Genomic DNA, 16,124 nt, shown 5'->3' with positions numbered 1-16,124 from the left:
ACATTGACTGACGATAAAAACAGTATGGCGAACGTTACGCCCCTGCGACCGACACGCCCTTGTCCCGAATGCAAACGGCCTTCCCAACGTGAGCATTATCCATTCTGCTCATCACGCTGTCGCAATATCGATCTCAATCGCTGGCTAACGGGGGCTTATGTGTTGCCCGCCGTAGAAAGCTCGGAAGACAGCGACGGCGAAGAAGACATGTAAGGGGCGGGACCCCGCATTTCTAAAGTTTTATCACGCGTTGCGTCGCAGGTTGCGACAATACAATATTGATTGCACGCAATGCATTGATACTGTCCGCAATCGGCATAATGGCTGACTCCGTTTTGCCTCGGCCTATTGCATCCATGACCGCAATTGCCTCAAACTGGAGGCCGTTACCATCAAAATTGTACTCTTCGACGGTACGCCCCGGCACCGGCAGGCGATCCAATATTCGTCCAATAGTTCCGCGCGGGCCCGATAAGGGGCTGAAAAGCGCTTGGCGGGATAATCCTTGGTAAATCGTCAATTCTTTTGCTTCGAGAAATGGAGCATTCACCCGGATAGTGCCGGTTGTGCCCTCAATGACAAAATGATTTTTCCCATCCCGGTCAAATCCACAGGAAAGTTCTGCTTTCGCTTGATCGTAATGCAGCACGATTTCTGAGCTCATGTCGATACCATTTGGAGCCGCATACCATAACCCCGAAACCTTCTGTGGTTGACCAAGGAAGAACATTGCCAAGGAAACACAATAGACCCCAAGGTCAAGGCTGGCGCCCCCGCCCAATGATCTGCTGAAGAAGCGCGTTTTAGGATCATAGGGATGCTCATAGGCTAACTCGGCGGTGATTCTACGGATTGCTCCGATCTCTCCAGCATCCACTTTGGCTTTTGCCGCAGCAATTGCAGGCAGAAACCTTGTCCACATCGCTTCCATGGCAAAAACATTCGCGCGGGTTGCTTCCCGTTCAATGACGGAAGCCTCCGTATGGGAAGGGGCGAGCGGTTTGCCTGTCAGAATAGCTTTGCCTGAACGAATGGCTTTAAGAGCCTGCGCCAGGTGCATTGAGTTAGGCGTTGCAATGTAAACTGCATCAATCTCGGAATCGGCGACAAATGCATCCAGATCGGAATAGGCTCGCTTGCTGCCAAAGTTTTCGTGAAACCGTTTTGCATTGGCTGCTGTCCGCGAATAGTTACCCACAAGCAGAGCACCGGGTACCAATGCAAGATCAGCGGCAAATTGTCCGGCATGTCGGCCGCTGCCAAGAATGCCCCAGCCAAAAGACGTTGCTTTGGCGGCTTTATCCCCCGTATCAATCATATAAAACGAATCCTGTCTGTAACCCCATCAAGAACGCACCTATCTGTGCCCTTTGCAAGAGGCAGAAAAACGGCGAAAAATTCCTTAGTTGATGCTGGACAGCAGGATTTTTAGTGTTATAACCCACCCGCTTCCAACGAAAACCAACGCGTCGGAATGGACTGCCAACTTGGCAGCCAAAAGTGCCCAGATAGCTCAGTTGGTAGAGCAGCGGATTGAAAATCCGCGTGTCCGTGGTTCGAATCCGCGTCTGGGCACCACTTTTTCTTCTGATAAAGCCAGTATTATAACCAAAACTGTTGCTTGCCTGGTAGAGTACCTGTCAGATATACATAGCCTACATCGCACCTATGATCGCGCCAGCACTGGCAAGAGCGACGACCACAATCCAAGGTGGCATCTTCCATATTGTCAGGAACAGAAACCCGGCTGTCACCAGCAGGAAGTCGGACGGCTTGAAGACTGCGCTTGTCCAGACAGGATTATAAAATGCAGCGGCGAGAATCCCCACTACAGCTGCATTGGCGCCTCTCATGGCCGCTTGTGCCAAGGGGCGGCGTCTGAGGTCGTCCCAAAACGGCAAAGTGCCATAGGCCAGGAGCAATCCCGGCAAGGACAATGCAATTACTGCGATAAGCGCGCCTAGCAGCCCATTGGGCGAAGAATTCACAATCGCTCCAAGATAGGCCCCAAACGTAAAGAGCGGCCCCGGCACCGCCTGTGCTGCGCCATAACCTGCAAGAAATGCCTCATGGCTCACCCAACCGGGAGCCACAACCGCCGTTTCAAGCAGTGGTAGCACCACATGGCCGCCACCAAAGACGAGTGCACCTGAACGGTAAAATGCATCAAAGAGCGAAATTGTTTGGCTGTGTAAGGTATCTGGTAAAAGCGGCGGGACACCGAGCAGCACCGCAAACAGAATGAGTGCAATGATGGCACTGCGCCGGGTAACGGAACAGCCGAGACGATGTGTGTCCTGAGCATCCGCATTGCGGCACAAGAAAAGGCCCGCCAATGCGCCACCCGCAATCGCGCCTATCTGTCCGACAGTGCTGCTGAGGAACACAGCTGCTGCTATTGCAGCCAGTGCAATAGCAATTCGGGTTTTGTCAGGGGTCAGCGTACGTGCCATTCCCCAGATTGCTTGAGCCACGACGGCCACGGCGACGAGCTTCAATCCATGAATAATGCCCTGGCCGATTGGCCCTGCAAAATTTGCTGCTCCATAAGCGAATGCAATGAGCAAAATCGCTGAAGGGAGGGTGAAGGCCGTCCATGCCGCGATTCCTCCCAATACCCCGCCACCTCTGAATATTCCGATAGCGAAGCCCACCTGACTGGAAGCAGGCCCGGGCAGAAACTGGCATAGGGCCACAACGTCGGCATAGGCGCTATCCGTCAACCATTTTCGGCGGTTCACAAACTCGTCGCGAAAATAGCCTAGATGGGCAATAGGCCCGCCGAAGGAGGTAAGGCCAAGTTTCAGGAATACAAAAAATACCTCGGCAATCCTGTCCATGCTTGAACTGATGGTTGTGGTCTCGACCTTGGTCATTGAGCAAATGCCCTATTGTTACGGCTGCACAGAATACCCAGGGTATCCGTTAACCTTGGCCTTTGCTCCTCCCCGAACGAAAAGCCTCATACCATCTCAACAGGTTAAGATCCTGACCCTGAACACTTATATGTTCTGCATGAAGAATTTATCACACCAAGTCCATGTAAATGTTCTGGAACGTTCAACAGAAGGGCAACTTGCAATCCCTGTGATCGGGAGTTGGGAATGAATGGGGGCGTTGCGGCAAGCTGTACATTGACCGGGAGACGATATCCTGCGGTTATAGTGAAATGGATGAGATTGAGATATTCCGCCGGATAGGTTTGGCTACAGCCATCGGGGCCATGATCGGCGTCGAACGGCACTGGCGCGAAAGAAATCAGGCGGCTGGCAGCCGCACGGCTGGAATTCGCACTTATACTCTCGTCGGAATGCTGGGCGGCATTGCCGGCCTGCTGGAGATGTTGATTGATGGCCTGAGCGGCATTTCCGGATTGATAGTCGTCGGATTTTTCATAATTTTTTCATCGATATTCGCCATGTTTCAATGGCGGGAGTCGATTGCAGAGAACAAGTTTAGCGTGACATCCGTCATTGCAGCAATGCTAACATACTGTCTTGGAACTCTCGCAGTACTGGGAAGTATGGCTGTTGCCTCTGCCGGATGTGTCGCGCTTGTGTGCATTCTGCTCAGTCGCGAGTTTTTGCACAGCTTTTTACGTAAGGTGGAATGGGCAGAATTACGATCAGCCGTATTACTCCTGGCTCTGACATTTGTTGTTCTCCCGCTTCTTCCCAAAGATCCGATTGGTCCGTTTGGCGGCATCTCCCTTTCGCGAATACTGCTGATTGTTATTGCCTTGGCATCTATTTCCTTTTGCGGATATATCGCCTTGAAGCTGCTCGGCCCCACAAATGGAGAACTTGCCGCAGGTGCGATCGGAGGGTTGGTTTCGTCAACCGCTGCAACCATTATGAATGCTCGGCGATCCACGGCAGGTGAGACAATTGAACCTATAGCAGCTGGAGCGATAAGTGCCGGAGGCGTTTCGCTGTTGCGAACAATCACGCTCATTCTGTTTCTCGCGCCGCAACTCAGTACGATGCTCATTCCTCCATTGATGACTGCAGCAGTAATCATGCTCATTTACGCAATTACGCTCGCTTATCGAAAGCCCCGTACGCATCAATTGTCCCGGTTCAGAAATCCTTTCGATATAGTAGAAGTTATCAAGATGGCTCTCATTCTTGTCGGGGCCTCGTTGTTGACGAATGCCGCAAGCCAATTGTTTGGCAACCAGGGCTTGATTACTGCATCAATTCTATCTGGTCTTGTCGATGTTGACGCGGCGATGGTATCGATTGTTGGTTTACTCCCGCAAATTTCGACTGAGAATGCTGGCTATGCGTTGGGGCTAGCTGTCCTCAGCAACATTATTGCCAAGGCAATCTATGCATCTGTTCTCGGAAAAATGTCGTTTGGACTACACGTTTGTCTTGCATCCATTTCTGCGGTCCTTGCAGCAGCATTATATGTTGGTGTCCTTGCAGTCTGGTAATCACCTACGGGCAAATCGACAAGCCGCATGAGCGTTCAATCAGATCACGGGATGTCTTGCTGAGATAACGTCCGAGATTCAAAAGGAGTCGGAAGCTGAATGCATAGCTCACAGCATTGACTGCTTTGTATTGTATCTGTATATCTCGATATATGGAAAAAGAAGATGTCATTGAAGCCTTTTCGGCTCTTGCCCAACCGTCGCGTATGGATGCTTTCAAGCTGATTGTGATGCATGAGCCGGAAGGGATCGCCGCCGGGGAAATCGCCCGTATTCTGGATGTTCCTCAAAATACAATGTCGACACACCTCGCGATCTTGTCACGAGCTGGCTTGATCGCGTCGGAGCGGCAAAGTCGTTCCATTATTTATCGTGCGGATTTTAATGGTCTGCGGGCAGCGATTAACTATCTACTGACGGATTGCTGTGCCGGGCACCCGGATATTTGCGCGCCGCTCATCGCTGATATTGTTCCCTGTTGTCCTCCCAAGGAGACCTTCAATGGTTGATCGTGTCTACAATGTCTTGTTCCTGTGCACTGGAAACTCCGCCCGCTCTATCCTTGCCGAATCCATTCTGTCAGCAGAGGGCAAGGGACATTTCCGGGCGTTCTCGGCAGGCAGCAAGCCAAACGGCACAGTAAACCCCTTCGCCTTGAAGGTGCTTGAAGCCTATGGGTATCCGACGGAAGGATTTCGGTCCAAGAGCTGGGATGAATTTGCGACGCCAGGGGCGCCGAAGATGGATTTCATCTTCACTGTCTGCGACAGCGCTGCGGGAGAGGCATGCCCCGTCTGGCCCGGCCAGCCAGTGACGGCTCATTGGGGCATCGAGGATCCGGCTGCCGTTGAAGGAACGGATATCCAAAAGGAAGCGGCATTTTCTTTGGCAGCTCGCTACATGAAAAACCGTATTTCCGCTTTTCTGAACTTACCCTTGGAATCCGTCGACAAGCTTTGGCTGACAACACGTCTGCAGGCCATTGGGCGCCGTGAAAAAGTCGAAGGGGAAAAAATATTGTCCTCAGACGAGGAACTGGCAAAAGCACTACGGGCTGCATCGCTACCCATTGATGATCTCTCCCAGTCCGGGGGCACTTTCTTTCGCTTTACGGATCGCAAGGGCGAGCCTGCCGGATTTGGTGGCATTGAATTGCACGGGAAAAACGCGTTGCTGCGATCGATAGCCGTTCCTCTGGGAATGCAGAATGCCGGTTACGGCACCGCGATCACCCGGTCCTTATTGCGGTATGCAGAAATGGCGGGTGCAGAATCCAGCTATCTGCTGACAACGGAAGCTGCCCCGTTCTTCAATAAGCTCGGTTTTAAAACTATCCCCAAAAGCGATGCACCGCCTGAAATCCTGGCGACGCCGCAAGCATCGGGTCTTTGCCCATCGAACGCCTCCCTGATGGTGCGATCAGTCTCTCTTTAAGGAAAAGCAGAATGTCTATTTTTGAGCGGTACCTTACCGTGTGGGTGGCCTTTTGTATTGTCATTGGCATAGCGCTTGGTCACTTCATTCCGGGCGTTTTCCAAGCCATAGGCTCGGCAGAATATGCCAAGGTCAATATTCCGATGGCGGTCCTGATCTGGCTGATGATCATCCCAATGTTGCTGCGGATTGATTTCGCCTCACTCGGTCACGTGGGTCAATTCTGGCGGGGTATCGGCGTAACGCTGTTTATCAATTGGGCGGTCAAGCCATTTTCCATGGCATTGCTCGGCTGGTTGTTTATCGGCTGGCTATTTCGGCCCTATCTGCCGGAAATGCAGATCGATTCCTACATTGCGGGTCTGATCATTCTGGCAGCGGCCCCCTGCACGGCAATGGTGTTTGTCTGGTCGAACCTTACCAAGGGGGAACCACATTTCACCCTGTCGCAGGTTGCCCTGAATGATGCGATCATGATTGTCGCCTTTGCTCCGATCGTCGGTCTACTGCTCGGTCTTTCGGCAATCACCGTGCCTTGGGATACACTTGTCCTGTCTGTGGTGCTTTATATCGTCATACCGGTCATTATCGCTCAAATCACGCGTCGACAGTTGCTTGCCAATGGTGGTCAGAAAGCTTTCGATCGTCTGCTGAGAACCTTGCAGCCAATCTCGCTTGTCTCGCTTTTGGCAACCCTTGTCATGCTGTTCGGTTTCCAGGGTGAGCAGATCATTGCACAGCCTATGATCATTGCCTTGCTGGCTGTGCCGATCCTGATCCAGGTCTATTTCAATTCCGGTCTTGCCTATATGCTCAATCGCGTCAGCGGGGAGCAGCATTGTGTGGCCGGACCCTCGGCCCTCATCGGTGCCAGCAATTTCTTCGAACTCGCTGTCGCTGCCGCCATCAGCCTGTTCGGTTTCAACTCGGGTGCGGCGCTCGCCACAGTCGTCGGTGTGTTGATCGAAGTGCCGGTTATGCTGTCGGTCGTCTGGATCGTGAACCGGAGCAAGAGCTGGTACGAGAGCGGTGCCGCGGTTCAAAATCTGAAGAAAATTGAAAGGACAGTCTGATGACCGTCACTATCTATCATAACCCATCTTGCGGCACGTCGCGCAATACGCTGGCGCTCATACGAAATGCAGGCATCGAACCGACCGTTATTGAATATGTGAAGACACCGCCAAGCCGCGACGATCTCAGGGACATGATCAAGAAAGCGGGCCTGACTGTGCGGGAAGCCATTCGTGAGAAGGGAACACCTTACGCGGAACTCGGTCTTGGCAATTTGTCATTGACAGATGAGCAGTTGCTGGACGCAATGGAAGCCCATCCGATCCTGATCAACCGTCCGTTCGTTGTGACGAATCTGGGCGTGCGTCTGGCACGTCCGTCGGAATTGGTGCTGGATATTTTATCGGATGCGCAGAAGGGCCCATTCACCAAGGAGGATGGCGAAATCGTTATCGATGCGGAAGGAAATCGCATTGTCTGATCTGCCCAATACAGTTCCGGATATGCTGCATCTGCCCCAGCCGGAAAAGCTTGCCGCTCCAATGTCGAAGCATCGACCGCGCATTCTTCTTCTGTACGGTTCATTGCGCAAAGTCTCCTACAGCCGACTGCTGACACAGGAAGCAGCTAGGCTGCTTGAGTATTTCGGTGCTGAAACGCGAATTTATGATCCGGTCGGCTTGCCACTGCCGGATGACGCGCCGGTCGATCATCCGAAGGTTCAGGAATTGCGGGAACTTTCGCTTTGGTCCGAAGGACAGGTCTGGACCAGTCCGGAACGACACGGTGCAATGACAGGCGTCATGAAATCGCAGATTGACTGGATTCCGCTCGCTATGGGGGCGATACGTCCGACCCAGGGACGGACGCTGGCCGTCATGCAGGTTTCTGGCGGCTCCCAATCCTTCAATGCGGTCAATCAGATGCGGGTTCTGGGTCGCTGGATGCGTATGATAACGATCCCCAATCAATCCTCAGTGGCAAAGGCCTATCAGGAGTTTGATGAAAGCGGTCGCATGAAGCCCTCTGCCTATTATGATCGTCTGGTCGATGTCATGGAGGAACTGGTCAAGTTTACGCTGCTGACGCGCGATGTTTCAGGATATCTGACAGAGCGCTATAGCGAGCGAAAGGAGAATGCTGCAAAGCTGGAACAGCGTTTGAAACTCAGCAAAGCCGTTTGACTGGCATAAGCGTTCTAGCGCAACAGGCACTTTGCGACGAAGTGCAGCCAGGTGTCGTCCCGGCGAATAGTCAGTCTTGGCAGGTTCATCAAATCGTCATTGGCTGTCGCGCGGCGCCGTTCCGTACCGCCAGCCACCGTATAGCCCGCTTGTTGAACCAGTTCCCGCACCTTGTCATTGTGATCGCCATAGGGGTAAGCAAATGAATCGATTGCATCGCCGGTAAGTGCCTGCAGTTTTTCCCTGCAAAGAGACAATTGCTCGAAAGCCTCCCTTTCCGGAAGTTGACTGAGGTGCACATGGTCCATTGTATGCGCGCCAACTTCATGGCCTGCAGAATGCCATTGCTTGATCTGATCAATGTCCATGCAAGTTGCCGGTAAAACACCAAGCGGTCGGTCCCACTCGTTCGAGCCGCCGATCTGATTGCCGACGAAAAAATTGGTCGCAGTAAAGCCGAACTCCTGCAAGATTGGCATGGCGTTCTGATAGACATTGGTAAAGCCATCATCAAAGGTGATAGCGGCGATTTTTCCTGTTTTCCTACCGGTTATGTAGGGCATGCTTTCGCGTAGTGAGAGCCCTTGATAACCCAATCGCTTGAGCCAGCTCATCTGCCGCCGGAAGGATTCCGGGCTGACGATCATGCTTCGAAACGGCGTCTTGCGAGCCGGTGGCGTGGCGATCTGATGGTAAAGGAGGATCGGTATAGGCAAGGTCAGCTCCCTTGGCGGCGGGAATAGGCTTTGACCCGCATGCGATAAATCGGCCGTAATATCTCGCGTCTCAGTTTTTCAAGCAAAGGTTTTTGCTGTTGGATTGTGCTGCCGCCAAGCTGAGATGAAACTTCCATAACGCCGCCAGGAACAACAGCTACCGGCGACAATCCTGTTATCCAGTTCATCTGCAACGTTGTATCGACCGGGCGGTCAAAAGTTTCAGTGACAGCCAGCAATCGTTTTGCAGCCTCGTGACCGACAAGTTGCATCACCATTCCCAGTCCAACCGGTTTGGCTTGCAGGATGCGGGCATTATTTGCAGTGAAGACCTCTGGCCCCTGTTCACGGTGAGGCCGGAAAGGAAAGCGGATAAAATCATCGGGCCTTACAAACGCAGCAGCAGCAGAATAGGCTCCGGCGAAGTCGGACGTTAAGGCAACATCGTCCTCAAGCACCAATCCGGCTGTGAGATTCTGATCAACAATTGCCTGCCATGCCTTCCGGTGCGACAGAAAGCAGGCAACCTCTCTGATATTGAGATCAAAAGGATAGCGCGGGGCATGCAGTCCGGGCTTGTAGACGCGGCGAACATCTTCCTCGGTAAGGTTTCTGGCATCGACAGCGTCGACGACATCCGCCGGGACAGGAAGCGTCTGGCTGAGCAAATCAACCTGTTGTTGCCTGTCTACGGAGCGTGACAGATGAATGATGAATGCTTTGATCAATGTGTCAGGTTCACCAGGGGCTTCGATCATTAGGTATCGTACAACAACATTGTTAGGGGTTTGGCAAGGGACGCCACCTTCAAAATACGGCAATAAAAAAGGCGCCGGAGCAAAGCTCACAGCGCCTTCATCGAATTCCAGGCCTAATTTAATTAGTTGCAGGCCATCCAGGCAATCTGGCGAATGTCGGCACGGGAAATTCCAAGATCAGCAAGATTGCGATCACTGCAAAGACGCAGCTCATGGAGATTCTGGCGGTACTGGCGGTATTTCTGAATGCGGTTGCGAAGGCTCATGGCTCTTACCCCTTTTATTGTTTGCCCTCCCTATCGCAAAGCTTGCGCCAAATAATATCGATTTAAAACTGCGAATGTTGCAACGCACCATTGCATTCCCTGCATGGCAAGCCGGTTGGGCTTTAATCGGAAAGGCCTTCGCGCTATAGAAACCTTGTCTGCAACATTTCCAGCGGGATATTTCCTTGTCAAAGCAAAACCCGACAGCCGTGCAAAGGCTCGAGCATATTCTTGCGCGTTTGATACAGCGCGAGACGGACGAGCGAATATTTACACGGGTATATGCCGTGTCAGCCCGCCGGGAGGCAGAAGCCTCCGACAACCGCTTGCGGAAGAACGAAGCGCTTGGGCCGCTCGATGGGCGGATAGTCTCCATCAAAGATTTGTTTGACGTTGCCGGTGAAACCACCTTGGCTGGTTCGGTGATACGGAAAACGGCTGCGGCGGCCAGTGATGATGCGCTCATTGTGCAGCGACTGCGTGCAGCTGGGGCGGTCATTACAGGCAAAACGCTGATGACCGAGTTTGCATTCACGGCGGTGGGCTTGAATCCGCATTATCCGACAGCGGGAAATGCGGTCGATTCTTCGCGTGTTGCTGGCGGTTCGTCCATCGGGGCCGGAATTTCGGTAGCAGAAGGCACAAGCGAGATGTCAATCGGCTCGGACACAGGAGGCTCGATACGAATTCCTGCGGCTTTAAACGGTGTTACCGGATTCAAACCGACTGCAAAGCGTATTCCGCTGCAAGGCGCATTTCCACTTTCGCCCAGTCTGGATTCTGTCGGGCCGTTGGCACGAAACGTGTCAGACTGTGCATTCACAGACTCAATTCTGGCTGGAGAGCAGCCGCGTCCTTTGGATGCCATCTCTTTATCAGGTCTGCGTATTGGCGTGCCACGCGGCGTCTTGTTTGAAAACATGGAACCAGAAATTGAAAAAGCATTCAATGTAAGTCTCCAGGCCTGCGAGAAAGCCGGAGCCGTGATTGTCGATTGCTCGATAAACGATCTTATTGAAGCCATGGCTCAAGCAACATTGGTGGGATCGATCGCCGGAATTGAAGCGAGTAGGGTTCATGCCGGATGGTTGCGGAATAAAACGTTGGATGTAGACCAGCGTGTTCAGCGGCCACTCCTGCGGAGGCTTGAGACGTCGGAGTCCGATTACATAGATCTGATGATGAAGCGTCAGTCGCTGGTGCGTGAAATGGATCAGCGGATCAAAGCCTATGATTTTTTGGCCTTGCCAACAGTGCCGATCCTCGCCCCCACGATCAAGGCAGTCAGTGATGAACATTTCTATCGGGAAACAGAGGCGTTGCTGCTACGCAATACGCAAGTCGCAAACCAGTTTGATCTGACCGCCATCAGTCTTCCCATGCCGGATACGGCAATGCCAGCTGGATTGATGCTCATGGCGCAGCATGGCACTGACCGAAGGCTACTGGCGATGGCATTGTCCGTAGAGCACATTTTGACCTGATGGTTGGCGGACAGCAGAAATATCGCTCGCAATTTTCAACAATCTCGTCAGGATACGCATCCGATATCCAGAAGGAAGGCTTTCATGATACGCCACTGTGTTTTTATCCGTTTTCGTGACGACGTTCCCGCATCGGATAGACAGGCTTGTTACGATGATCTTGCCGTACTTTGTGCGAAATTGCCCGGCGCTCTCACATTCCGATCCGGTGCCAATGTCAGTCCCGAGATCGGGATGGACAAAGGCTATACTGAAGGCTTCATTATTGATTTCACTGATGCGGCTGCACGGGATGCCTATCTCATTCACTTGGAACATCAGGCAATTGGCGGGCGTATTGTGACCTCAGCCGTAGGCGGTCCCGATGGCGTTTTCGTGTTCGATCTGGAAGTTTGAACCCCATGCATGACAAGGAGTTTTTCACCAAACTATTCCGGGCCGCTGTTGACGCCGCTGATCCTGAGCGGGTGATTGCATCCCATCTGCCATCGAAGCCAAAAGGCCGGACGATTGTGATCGGTGCGGGCAAAGGTTCGTCGCAAATGGCAAGTGCATTTGAAAAAGCATGGACGGCCAAATATCCGGGTTCTTTCATCGAAGGACTCGTTGTGACCCGCTATGGTTTTGGTGCTGCCTGCGAACGCATAGAGATCATTGAAGCTTCGCACCCGGTGCCCGATGCAGCAGGTCTCGTTGCCTCGAAGCGTCTTCTGGAAATCGTGTCAGATTTAACGGCGGACGATCTTGTGGTTGCGCTTGTATCGGGTGGTGGGTCGGCATTGTTGCCATCGCCGCCCGAGGGCATGACCATTGAGGACGAAATTGCTGTCAACAAGGTACTTCTCGCGTCAGGAGCGCCGATTTCGGCGATGAATGCCGTGCGCAAACACCTTTCGACGATCAAGGGCGGTCGTCTTGCTGCCGCGGCATTTCCGGCCCGTGTGTACTCGCTTGTCGTATCGGACATTCCAGGAGACAACCCGGCATTCGTCGCTTCCGGCCCTACCGTTCCTGACGAGACAACGCGGGAAGAGGCGCTGGCAATCGTTGATCGCTATAGTCTGGACTTGCCGCTGACGGCAATGGCGCACCTTCGCACCGCCGCTGCAGATGCTCCAAAGCCCGGTGATGCTGTTTTTAAGGATCATGAACATCACGTCATTGCATCGGCTGGTGTCTCGCTGGAAGCTGCCGCCAAGGTCGCGCGGGAGAATGGCGTCGAAGCCGTAATCCTTTCCGATGCAATTGAAGGCGAGGCGAGAGAGGTTGCTCATGTTCACGCAGCACTGGCAAAACACGTGCTTGCAAAAAACCAGCCGTTCACAAAGCCCGTGGTCATCCTTTCCGGCGGTGAAACCACAGTCACAGTGCGCGGGAAAGGTAAAGGCGGACGTAATACCGAATTCCTGTTGTCGCTTGCCATGGATATAGATGGCGCAAACGGCATTAGCGCTTTTGCCGCCGATACGGACGGCATTGATGGTTCCGAAGACAATGCAGGTGCATTTGCCGACAGCGCTACCGTGGCGCGTTTGCTGGCAAAGGGGCACGACGCATCGGCTTATCTGAATGGCAATAATGCTTGGACAGCATTCAACGCCATTGACGATCTGTTCGTACCCGGACCGACCGGAACGAATGTAAATGATTTGCGGGCAATTCTTGTTCGTTGACGCGCTATCGCCATTATTGAGTGGTCCACCGCTAGTGAAGTGATTTGACATTTGCGTCCCATTCGGGCGCTACCTAACGGCGTTTCATGCAAAGGAAAGTTGGATGCGAGTTGCACCTACCTTGGTTATTCTCTCGGCTATCGTCATTGCTGGTTGCAGCACCGGTTCGACCGGCGGAGTTCCCGCCAATTCGCCGGTCAAGGATGTTTCATTTGTTCCGCCGCCAAAGTCTCTTACTGAACGCGCAAAGCCTGAAAAGAAATTGACGCTCGAAGAAAGCGTAGCAAGACGTAAGGTTGAGATGGGGAAGCAGTAAGCCGGAAAGGCTCTAAAGGATCACAGTTTGGATGCCGTTTCATGTCGCAAAGGCTGAAGCGGCATTTTTCGTGTTTTGAATGAGAGCGAGCCAGAAACAACAAAACCCACCGCGGGAGGAGGTGCGGTGGGTTTCGTTGGTTATGGAGGGTCTTCTGGGAGGAGAAGAGACCGTCCGTTTCGACAGGGTCGGGAGGAGGTGACGCTGTCGAAAATTCCTGATCTGAAAATAACTCAATCGCCGTGATTTAATACAGACAATATTGCATAGCAGCATTGCGTTTGGTGCAATGCAACATTTCGCGCTGGGCTTTTGGGGGCTTCGGCTTGTCGGGATCACAGCCAGTTGAAGAGGTTCGCGGAACACAAACAGCTCCGTATCGTTTATAATATATTAACAAGGCTGAAAACGGTAAAATTGCCGCGGCTTTAATGTATGGCTGGAAAGGGCTTATCATGCACCTTTTAAGATCATCAATGATGGTAGTAACAACGGCAGTGTTCTTTGCGGTTGTTCCTATGACATCCAGCCTTGCGTTCAGCATTAAAGGCCAGCTGGAAACCGACGTTGAAGGCGGCGATATCAATAATAAGAAGTTCCAAAAGGCCGCCATACTGGAAGCCAAAGCCTATATCTGCGGTACTGGAACAGAAGCCAGTGAAGCAGCTATGCGAGCAGGCATGGCTGAAACTGGTTTGCCGGAAGACATCGCTGTAGAAGTTGTTTCGGACCTGGCTTCCGGTATCATTGATCGCGCTACCAAGGCCGGATCAAAAAAGATGTGTGAAATACCCGAAGTTCAAATGTCCAGATTGTAGTCGAATAGGATGCGTTATCGAGTTATGTCATAGGGTTACGTATAGTATAGTAAAATTTTAAACTAATTTTACTATAAATTACTGACGGAAATTGAAATTCGCGCGAACTTTAGACTTTGCAAAATCCCAATTTTGGTATTAGGTCCCGCAACTTTGGGGTTGTGGGAGCGGAAGGCATGAACAAGAGAGCAGAGACATTGAAAGTTCTGAAAACAGAGCTTTCCCGGTTATGCGCTCTGGCGGACGATGAAGGTTTTGAAATGATCGCCTATTTCATTGAAACGGCCATTCGTGAATCCGATGAACGCCTCTCGCAGGAAATGCGTCCGGTTGTCGGCATGGAGTTGCGTTTGGCTTCTTCCCACACCGGTACCATCAGGTAGCTTCTGCAAGGATCCCGATTGAATCGACGTTCAATATTTGTGAATCATGAAACCGCGTAGTCTCATTGTGTAGCGTTTGCGGCGTCCTATATTCAGCTCATGATCCCATTATCAGTCCTTGACCTTTCACCGATTACAGCAGGCAGCACTGCCGCACAGTCTCTCCGCAACTCGCTAGACCTAGCGCAGAATGCCGAGCGCCTTGATTATCATCGTCTTTGGCTTGCGGAGCATCACAGCATGCGCGGCATTGCCAGCGCGGCGACCGCCGTTGTGATCGCACATGTCGCAGCCGGAACCTCCAAGATTCGGCTCGGTGCGGGCGGCATCATGTTGCCCAATCACTCGCCTCTGATGGTGGCGGAAGCTTTTGGTACGCTTGCGTCTCTGCATCCTGGTCGCATTGACCTCGGCGTTGGTCGTGCTCCTGGCACAGATCAGATCACGGCTCAGGCGCTGCGTCGCAATCTCAATCAGGATATCAATGGCTTTCCGCAGGATGTCGTCGAACTGTTGAGTTACTTTGACGATCCGCAACCCGGGCAGCATGTCATAGCGGTGCCGGGTGCTGGGCTCCACGTGCCCGTCTGGATTCTGGGTTCCAGTCTTTTCGGCGCTCAGCTGGCCGCCGCACTGGGGCTTCCTTACGCTTTTGCATCCCATTTCGCGCCGGCGGAAATGGAGCGGGCAATCGAAATCTATCGCGCGCGGTTTGAGCCTTCCCGATATCTGGAAAAGCCCTATGTGATGCTTGGTCTCAACGTTTTTGCTGCCGGGAGTGATGAAGAAGCCGCGCTCCTGCAAACATCCCAGCAACAGGCATTTGTAAACTTGCGTACGGGAAATCCCGGCCCGCTTCCGGCACCTGTTGAAGGTTATGAAGAAACGCTTGATCTGCATGCGAAGGCGATCCTCCGCCAAGCCTTATCCTGTTCTGTCGTTGGCGCTGCTCCTGCCATCAAAGCTGGGGTCGAGGAGTTCATTCATCGCACCGGTGCGGACGAGCTTATGATTACGGGCCATATTTTTGATCATAAAGCGCGAATCCGGTCTTATGAAATTCTGGCAAATACAGTGATTGGACAGAATAGGGCAGCACCAGTGGGCTTGTCTGCTTAAAAGACCGCCATATTCTTGCCGAAATATTGCCTTGAAAAAACCCGTTCATCGACTGGTTGAGATCGAATTTCACAGGTGAAGTAGCTGCATCATCAATAGATGATCGTTCGCCAATCATCTGAAAGGAAAAACGATGCGAAAGATGATAGTGCTCGCGCTCTGCGCGGCATTCCCCTTGGCCACTTCGGCCGCTTATGCCCAGACTGCCACACAAACCGCTCCAAATTCTGCGGCGCCAACCCCTGAGGCGCCCGCCCAGACGGGTGCACCGCAGATTACGACGATCAATATCGTCGATATCAACGAATTGCCCGACGCAACCAAGACGCAGGTCAACGATGCAGTCGCTCAGCGCAGCGATGAAGACGTAAAGAAGTTGCGTTCTTCCATAGACAAGTCGCCGGAAGTAACATCCGCCCTCAAGGAAAAGGGCCTCACATCCGAGGCGGTCGTTATAGCCAGCCTTGATTCAAAAGGGTTGTTGACGCTCGTCACCAAAAAGCCGAGCTAATCCACATTTC

Annotated in this window: 20 protein-coding genes, 1 tRNA gene and 1 pseudogene; 17 read left to right on the top strand and 5 right to left on the bottom strand. The window is 52.6% G+C overall.

Features of this window, described 5'->3' with window-relative positions:
• The first annotated feature begins 24 nt into the window (after positions 1-24).
• Positions 25-213: a DNA gyrase inhibitor YacG gene (yacG, locus tag ACYJL1_RS16305; RefSeq protein WP_460898082.1), complete on the top strand. Its 189-nt coding sequence runs from the start codon at positions 25-27 to the stop codon at positions 211-213.
• Positions 214-232: 19 nt separating this feature from the next.
• On the opposite strand, the gene ACYJL1_RS16300 is transcribed toward yacG, so the two are convergent.
• The gene (locus tag ACYJL1_RS16300) at positions 233-1,318 is read right to left on the bottom strand and encodes a Gfo/Idh/MocA family protein (RefSeq protein WP_460896347.1); all 1,086 of its coding nucleotides are present in this window, start codon (positions 1,316-1,318) and stop codon (positions 233-235) included.
• A 184-nt stretch (positions 1,319-1,502) separates the two neighbouring features.
• Between ACYJL1_RS16300 and ACYJL1_RS16295 the strand changes: the two genes are divergently transcribed.
• A tRNA-Phe gene (locus ACYJL1_RS16295) sits at positions 1,503-1,578 on the top strand.
• Between the two features lie 77 nt (positions 1,579-1,655).
• Here ACYJL1_RS16295 and chrA read toward each other — a convergent pair.
• Positions 1,656-2,876, bottom strand: coding sequence for a chromate efflux transporter (chrA, locus tag ACYJL1_RS16290; RefSeq protein ID WP_460896346.1), 1,221 nt, complete (start codon positions 2,874-2,876; stop codon positions 1,656-1,658).
• 293 nt (positions 2,877-3,169) lie between these two features.
• Here chrA and ACYJL1_RS16285 point away from each other — a divergent pair, with 293 nt between their 5' ends.
• The 7 genes and pseudogenes from ACYJL1_RS16285 (at position 3,170) to arsH (ending at position 8,070) form a co-directional block, all read left to right on the top strand.
• Positions 3,170-4,438, top strand: coding sequence for an MgtC/SapB family protein (locus tag ACYJL1_RS16285; protein WP_460896345.1), 1,269 nt, complete (start codon positions 3,170-3,172; stop codon positions 4,436-4,438).
• Positions 4,439-4,590: 152 nt separating this feature from the next.
• On the top strand, positions 4,591-4,947 hold the full coding sequence (locus tag ACYJL1_RS16280) for an ArsR/SmtB family transcription factor (RefSeq protein ID WP_460896344.1): 357 nt from the start codon (positions 4,591-4,593) through the stop codon (positions 4,945-4,947).
• Positions 4,940-5,434: pseudogene (locus ACYJL1_RS16275) on the top strand (arsenate reductase ArsC); the annotation flags it as partial. The gene ACYJL1_RS16280 and the pseudogene ACYJL1_RS16275, both read left to right, overlap by 8 nt.
• Positions 5,435-5,455: 21 nt before the next feature.
• Positions 5,456-5,872 (top strand): arsenic resistance N-acetyltransferase ArsN2, encoded by a 417-nt coding sequence (gene arsN2, locus ACYJL1_RS16270; protein WP_460898081.1) that lies wholly within the window; start codon positions 5,456-5,458, stop codon positions 5,870-5,872.
• Between the two features lie 11 nt (positions 5,873-5,883).
• Entirely contained in the window at positions 5,884-6,945 is a 1,062-nt protein-coding gene (gene arsB, locus ACYJL1_RS16265) for an ACR3 family arsenite efflux transporter (protein ID WP_460896343.1), read from the top strand.
• Positions 6,945-7,367, top strand: a complete 423-nt coding sequence (gene arsC, locus ACYJL1_RS16260; protein WP_460896342.1) for an arsenate reductase (glutaredoxin) — start codon at positions 6,945-6,947, stop codon at positions 7,365-7,367. The genes arsB and arsC overlap by 1 nt, the downstream gene beginning before the upstream one ends.
• Positions 7,342-8,070 (top strand): arsenical resistance protein ArsH, encoded by a 729-nt coding sequence (gene arsH / locus ACYJL1_RS16255; protein ID WP_460896341.1) that lies wholly within the window; start codon positions 7,342-7,344, stop codon positions 8,068-8,070. Before arsC ends, arsH begins: the two co-directional genes overlap by 26 nt.
• A 14-nt stretch (positions 8,071-8,084) precedes the next feature.
• Here the strand turns inward: arsH and ACYJL1_RS16250 are convergent, their stop codons facing one another.
• From ACYJL1_RS16250 to ACYJL1_RS16240, 3 genes are all read right to left on the bottom strand, one after another.
• Positions 8,085-8,786, bottom strand: a complete 702-nt coding sequence (locus tag ACYJL1_RS16250; RefSeq protein ID WP_460896340.1) for a polysaccharide deacetylase family protein — start codon at positions 8,784-8,786, stop codon at positions 8,085-8,087.
• A 2-nt stretch (positions 8,787-8,788) separates the two neighbouring features.
• Positions 8,789-9,544 (bottom strand): glycosyltransferase family 25 protein, encoded by a 756-nt coding sequence (locus ACYJL1_RS16245; protein WP_460896339.1) that lies wholly within the window; start codon positions 9,542-9,544, stop codon positions 8,789-8,791.
• 122 nt (positions 9,545-9,666) lie between these two features.
• Positions 9,667-9,810: a DUF1127 domain-containing protein gene (locus tag ACYJL1_RS16240; RefSeq protein WP_115051276.1), complete on the bottom strand. Its 144-nt coding sequence runs from the start codon at positions 9,808-9,810 to the stop codon at positions 9,667-9,669.
• Positions 9,811-9,995: 185 nt separating this feature from the next.
• Between ACYJL1_RS16240 and ACYJL1_RS16235 the strand changes: the two genes are divergently transcribed.
• The 8 genes from ACYJL1_RS16235 (at position 9,996) to ACYJL1_RS16200 (ending at position 16,114) form a co-directional block, all read left to right on the top strand.
• Entirely contained in the window at positions 9,996-11,294 is a 1,299-nt protein-coding gene (locus tag ACYJL1_RS16235; RefSeq protein ID WP_460896338.1) for an amidase, read from the top strand.
• 84 nt (positions 11,295-11,378) lie between these two features.
• Positions 11,379-11,690 (top strand): Dabb family protein, encoded by a 312-nt coding sequence (locus tag ACYJL1_RS16230; RefSeq protein ID WP_460896337.1) that lies wholly within the window; start codon positions 11,379-11,381, stop codon positions 11,688-11,690.
• A gap of 5 nt (positions 11,691-11,695) precedes the next feature.
• Positions 11,696-12,967, top strand: a complete 1,272-nt coding sequence (locus ACYJL1_RS16225) for a glycerate kinase type-2 family protein (RefSeq protein WP_460896336.1) — start codon at positions 11,696-11,698, stop codon at positions 12,965-12,967.
• A gap of 103 nt (positions 12,968-13,070) precedes the next feature.
• Entirely contained in the window at positions 13,071-13,283 is a 213-nt protein-coding gene (locus tag ACYJL1_RS16220) for a hypothetical protein (RefSeq protein WP_460896335.1), read from the top strand.
• Positions 13,284-13,759: 476 nt separating this feature from the next.
• The gene (locus ACYJL1_RS16215; RefSeq protein WP_460896334.1) at positions 13,760-14,101 is read left to right on the top strand and encodes a hypothetical protein; all 342 of its coding nucleotides are present in this window, start codon (positions 13,760-13,762) and stop codon (positions 14,099-14,101) included.
• A gap of 176 nt (positions 14,102-14,277) precedes the next feature.
• Entirely contained in the window at positions 14,278-14,484 is a 207-nt protein-coding gene (locus ACYJL1_RS16210; protein WP_460896333.1) for a hypothetical protein, read from the top strand.
• A gap of 99 nt (positions 14,485-14,583) precedes the next feature.
• On the top strand, positions 14,584-15,603 hold the full coding sequence (locus ACYJL1_RS16205) for an LLM class flavin-dependent oxidoreductase (protein WP_460896332.1): 1,020 nt from the start codon (positions 14,584-14,586) through the stop codon (positions 15,601-15,603).
• A 133-nt stretch (positions 15,604-15,736) separates the two neighbouring features.
• Positions 15,737-16,114, top strand: a complete 378-nt coding sequence (locus tag ACYJL1_RS16200) for a hypothetical protein (RefSeq protein ID WP_460896331.1) — start codon at positions 15,737-15,739, stop codon at positions 16,112-16,114.
• Positions 16,115-16,124: the final 10 nt, after the last annotated feature.

The sequence above is a fragment of the Phyllobacterium sp. K27 genome, from assembly GCF_054796155.1.
Note: the sequence above shows the minus strand (reverse complement) of the source record. Positions and strands in the feature narration are given on the sequence as shown.

Bases quoted from the DNA above. Each gene is read 5' to 3' on its own strand.
- yacG (WP_460898082.1), top strand. From the start codon at position 25: ATGGCGAACGTTACGCCCCTGCGACCGACACGCCCTTGTCCCGAATGC.
- ACYJL1_RS16300 (WP_460896347.1), bottom strand. From the start codon at position 1,318: ATGATTGATACGGGGGATAAAGCCGCCAAAGCAACGTCTTTTGGCTGG.
- chrA (WP_460896346.1), bottom strand. From the start codon at position 2,876: ATGACCAAGGTCGAGACCACAACCATCAGTTCAAGCATGGACAGGATT.
- ACYJL1_RS16285 (WP_460896345.1), top strand. From the start codon at position 3,170: ATGGATGAGATTGAGATATTCCGCCGGATAGGTTTGGCTACAGCCATC.
- ACYJL1_RS16280 (WP_460896344.1), top strand. From the start codon at position 4,591: ATGGAAAAAGAAGATGTCATTGAAGCCTTTTCGGCTCTTGCCCAACCG.
- arsB (WP_460896343.1), top strand. From the start codon at position 5,884: ATGTCTATTTTTGAGCGGTACCTTACCGTGTGGGTGGCCTTTTGTATT.
- arsC (WP_460896342.1), top strand. From the start codon at position 6,945: ATGACCGTCACTATCTATCATAACCCATCTTGCGGCACGTCGCGCAAT.
- arsH (WP_460896341.1), top strand. From the start codon at position 7,342: ATGCGGAAGGAAATCGCATTGTCTGATCTGCCCAATACAGTTCCGGAT.
- ACYJL1_RS16245 (WP_460896339.1), bottom strand. From the start codon at position 9,544: ATGATCGAAGCCCCTGGTGAACCTGACACATTGATCAAAGCATTCATC.
- ACYJL1_RS16240 (WP_115051276.1), bottom strand. From the start codon at position 9,810: ATGAGCCTTCGCAACCGCATTCAGAAATACCGCCAGTACCGCCAGAAT.
- ACYJL1_RS16230 (WP_460896337.1), top strand. From the start codon at position 11,379: ATGATACGCCACTGTGTTTTTATCCGTTTTCGTGACGACGTTCCCGCA.
- ACYJL1_RS16225 (WP_460896336.1), top strand. From the start codon at position 11,696: ATGCATGACAAGGAGTTTTTCACCAAACTATTCCGGGCCGCTGTTGAC.
- ACYJL1_RS16220 (WP_460896335.1), top strand. From the start codon at position 13,071: ATGCGAGTTGCACCTACCTTGGTTATTCTCTCGGCTATCGTCATTGCT.
- ACYJL1_RS16215 (WP_460896334.1), top strand. From the start codon at position 13,760: ATGATGGTAGTAACAACGGCAGTGTTCTTTGCGGTTGTTCCTATGACA.
- ACYJL1_RS16210 (WP_460896333.1), top strand. From the start codon at position 14,278: ATGAACAAGAGAGCAGAGACATTGAAAGTTCTGAAAACAGAGCTTTCC.
- ACYJL1_RS16205 (WP_460896332.1), top strand. From the start codon at position 14,584: ATGATCCCATTATCAGTCCTTGACCTTTCACCGATTACAGCAGGCAGC.
- ACYJL1_RS16200 (WP_460896331.1), top strand. From the start codon at position 15,737: ATGCGAAAGATGATAGTGCTCGCGCTCTGCGCGGCATTCCCCTTGGCC.